This is a genomic window from Betaproteobacteria bacterium (assembly GCA_016791345.1).
Classification (GTDB): Bacteria; Pseudomonadota; Gammaproteobacteria; order Burkholderiales; family JAEUMW01; genus JAEUMW01.
The window spans coordinates 1-2,906 of sequence record JAEUMW010000344.1 but is presented as its reverse complement, the minus strand read 5'-3'; the positions used below and the strand labels follow the sequence as shown (position 1 = coordinate 2,906).

The 2,906-nt window shown below is 64.3% G+C and carries 4 protein-coding genes; 1 reads left to right on the top strand and 3 read right to left on the bottom strand.

What is annotated here, in order from left to right; translation table 11 throughout:
- Window positions 1-91, bottom strand: a 91-nt coding sequence (locus tag JNK68_13590) for a DUF2934 domain-containing protein (GenBank protein MBL8541386.1), incomplete at its 3' end; no start/stop codon positions are given.
- Between the two features lie 479 nt (window positions 92-570).
- Here JNK68_13590 and JNK68_13585 point away from each other — a divergent pair.
- Window positions 571-1,260 carry a Crp/Fnr family transcriptional regulator gene (locus tag JNK68_13585; protein MBL8541385.1) on the top strand — a complete coding sequence of 230 codons (690 nt, stop codon included), beginning with the start codon at window positions 571-573 and terminating at the stop codon, window positions 1,258-1,260.
- A gap of 20 nt (window positions 1,261-1,280) precedes the next feature.
- Here JNK68_13585 and JNK68_13580 read toward each other — a convergent pair whose 3' ends face one another.
- Together JNK68_13580 and narI are read right to left on the bottom strand one after the other, a co-directional pair.
- Window positions 1,281-2,450 carry a nitronate monooxygenase gene (locus JNK68_13580; GenBank protein MBL8541384.1) on the bottom strand — a complete coding sequence of 390 codons (1,170 nt, stop codon included), beginning with the start codon at window positions 2,448-2,450 and terminating at the stop codon, window positions 1,281-1,283.
- A 108-nt stretch (window positions 2,451-2,558) separates the two neighbouring features.
- Window positions 2,559-2,906 (bottom strand): respiratory nitrate reductase subunit gamma (gene narI / locus JNK68_13575; protein ID MBL8541383.1); only part of this gene is annotated, 348 nt, incomplete at its 5' end.

Genomic DNA, 2,906 nt, shown 5'->3' with positions numbered 1-2,906 from the left:
AGCCGCGGCGTTCAGCGCGGAAGTAGGCCGCTTCCGCGATCATCCGGTCGCGACCGCAGGGTTCTGTCGGCGATTGCTGCGGGATGACCATCTCCGCCTCTACAGGCGGTTGAGGCTTTGCCGCGCCGCGTCGTTTCTCAGACGTAACGGCCGTTGCCCTGGGCGACGCGCTGCGCGCCCGGCCACTACGGCCGGACGTCGACTCCTCCTGGGTCTCACTCATCTTCTCCTCCCGACGTAACGCCTTATTTTGTTCGAGAACAACTGGTCCACGCTGCCCCTTGGTCGTCACGAAATCACATCGCGACGACTCGCACATGGTACAGACTGTGAGTCAATATCGTTACACCCCGGCTAGGCTGAACAGTACGGAATTCTGCGGAAATTGTCATTGAGGTAGGTCAATTGTGCTGCGCTTTGAAACTATAATCGCGCTAACGTGCCGAGTTTCGGGCGGAGGGCAATGCGCTTACCGCCCCCCGAGAGGCGAGGATGAACATCTTTACCGAGAAAGAGCTTCGTTCTCCACATGCTCTGCGGAATCAAGAAGTCGAATGCGGTCCGTGCCCGGTGCGTGCCCTCGATCTCTTCGCGGGGCTTTCCGAGCAGCGGGCAGGCGAAGTCCTGCGGGAGGTCGACCATCTGCTCTATGCGCCCGGCACGACCATCTACCAGAGCGCCGAGAAAAGTCCCGTCGTCTACGTGGTGCGGCACGGCCTCCTCAAGCTCTCGCACTGCCTGCAGAACGGAGACGAGCGCATCGTGCGCATCCTCAAGCCAGGGGTTACCGCCGGCCTCGAAGCGTTGTTCGCCGAGCCGTACCATCACACCGCAGTCATGCTCACGCGCGGCGTTCTGTGTCGGGTGCCGGTCGATCTGCTCGAACAGCTCGACCGCGAGATCCCGGACTTCCATCGTCAGCTCCTGCGGCAGTTCCATCGTTCCCTCAACGAAGCCGAAGCGGTGCTGACCGACCTTTCCACGGGATCGGCGCACGGGCGCGTTGCGCGCCTGCTGCTTTTCCTTGCCCGCAACCACGGCACTGACGCCATCACGCTGATCAGCCGCGAGGACATGGGCGCGATCCTCGGCATCACCACCGAATCCGCCAGCCGCATCGTGGCGCAGTTCAAGCGCGCAGGCGTCCTCATGCACTGCAAGCGCGATGTCTGCACCGGCAATCTCGCGCGTCTTGCCGAGGTTGCCCGCGATGCCGATGCCAATGGGAAGCTGCGTCGCGCCGCTCGCGGCGGGGAGTAATCCGCCGCCGCCCAGGGATTTCAAGCGGCGACCCCTTCCGGCTTCTGTCCGGTGAGGAAATAGCCGATCAGTTCACGCACCGGGCGGATCGCCGCGCCGAATGGCAGCGACTCGGAGCCGCGGAAGAAGAGGCCCTTCTCGACATCACCGCGGAGCGCGGCGGCAAGCTGATTGTCGATGCAGAACTGTCCGAACTTCGCGATGCTGTCGCGCAATCCGCACTGGATGAGGCAGTCCCAGGCGAGCGTGCACTTGTGTGCCTTCTCGCAGGCGTGGGCGCGCAACTGCTCGACGCGCTTGAGGTAGCGCGCAAGCCAGGGCGTGCGCACTGCGCGCGCAGGCAGCCCCGCCACGCTCATGAAGGTCACGATGTCCTCGGGCTTCGCCTCCGCCAGCACGCGCTTGAAATTGGGATGCGCATCGCCTTCCTCGGTGACCGCGAACGGCGTCCCGAGCTGGACCGCAGCGGCGCCAAGACCGATGAGCGACACGAACTTTTCGTGACTGTTGATCCCGCCGGCGGCAATCAGCGGAATGCGCTCACGCTCGATCCCGAGATCCCGCAGCACCTCGAACACCGCTGGCAGCACCACGTCGAAATCGAAACGCCGATCGCCGACGTCCGTTTCGCTCGCCGCCCCGAGGTGTCCGCCTGCGTAGCGCGGATGTTCCAGCACGATCGCATCGGGCAGACGATTTTTTCGCAACCACTTCTTGAGCAGAATGGAAACGCCGCGCGCATCCGACAGAATCGGAATCAGCGCGACGTCGGGGAACGCCGCCGTCAGCTCGGGCAGGTCGAGCGGCAGCCCGGCGCCCATCACGATGGCATCGGCGCCGCTCGCGCACGATTGACGCACGTAGTCGGCATACTGGGAAACGGCGCGCATGACGTTCACCGCGATCATGCCGCGACCGTCCGCGATGGCGCGCGCGGCGCGAATCTCGCGGTCGAGCGCCACCAGGTTCGCCTGCTCGATCGCGGCGCGGTCCCGGCAGCGGCCTGTCGCCGCCATCAGGTCTTCGTGGTGCCGGCGCAGATCGACGCTCGCGATGGTGCCGACCGCGTTCTGGCGGGCCACGTTTCCGGCGAGCCTGTGTCCGGACACGCCCACGCCCATGCCGCCCTGCACGATCGGCAGCAGGCGTGTGCCCTTGATAACGAGTGGGGGAAAGGCGATGTGATCCACGCAGGTCGATCCCAAGGTGAAACGTGTAATTAGAGCGCAGTTGCGCCCACCCCGTGTTGATCTAGCTCAACCCGAGTGCACGCCCTCCGTACTTTGCGGCCAATCGACTCAACTGCGGCCGCGCACGATCTGATAGGGGCGCGCCAGATATGCGAGCGAGCCGAAACCGCTCCAGATATGAACCAGCCGAGAGAAGGGGAACACGACGAAGATCGTCATCCCGAGCAGCAGGTGCAGCTTGAAGATCGGGGCGACGTCCGTGATGAAGCCTGCCGCATCGCTGCGGAAGGTGACGATGTGCTGTGCCCACATCATGAGCTTCACCATTTCGCTGCCGTCGCGATGTCCCCAGGAGACGGCGATGCTCGCGAGCCCGAGAACGAGCTGGATCAGGAGCAGACCGAGGACGACGAGATCCATCGGCTTCGTGGTTGCCCGAATCCGGGGAACGGTGAG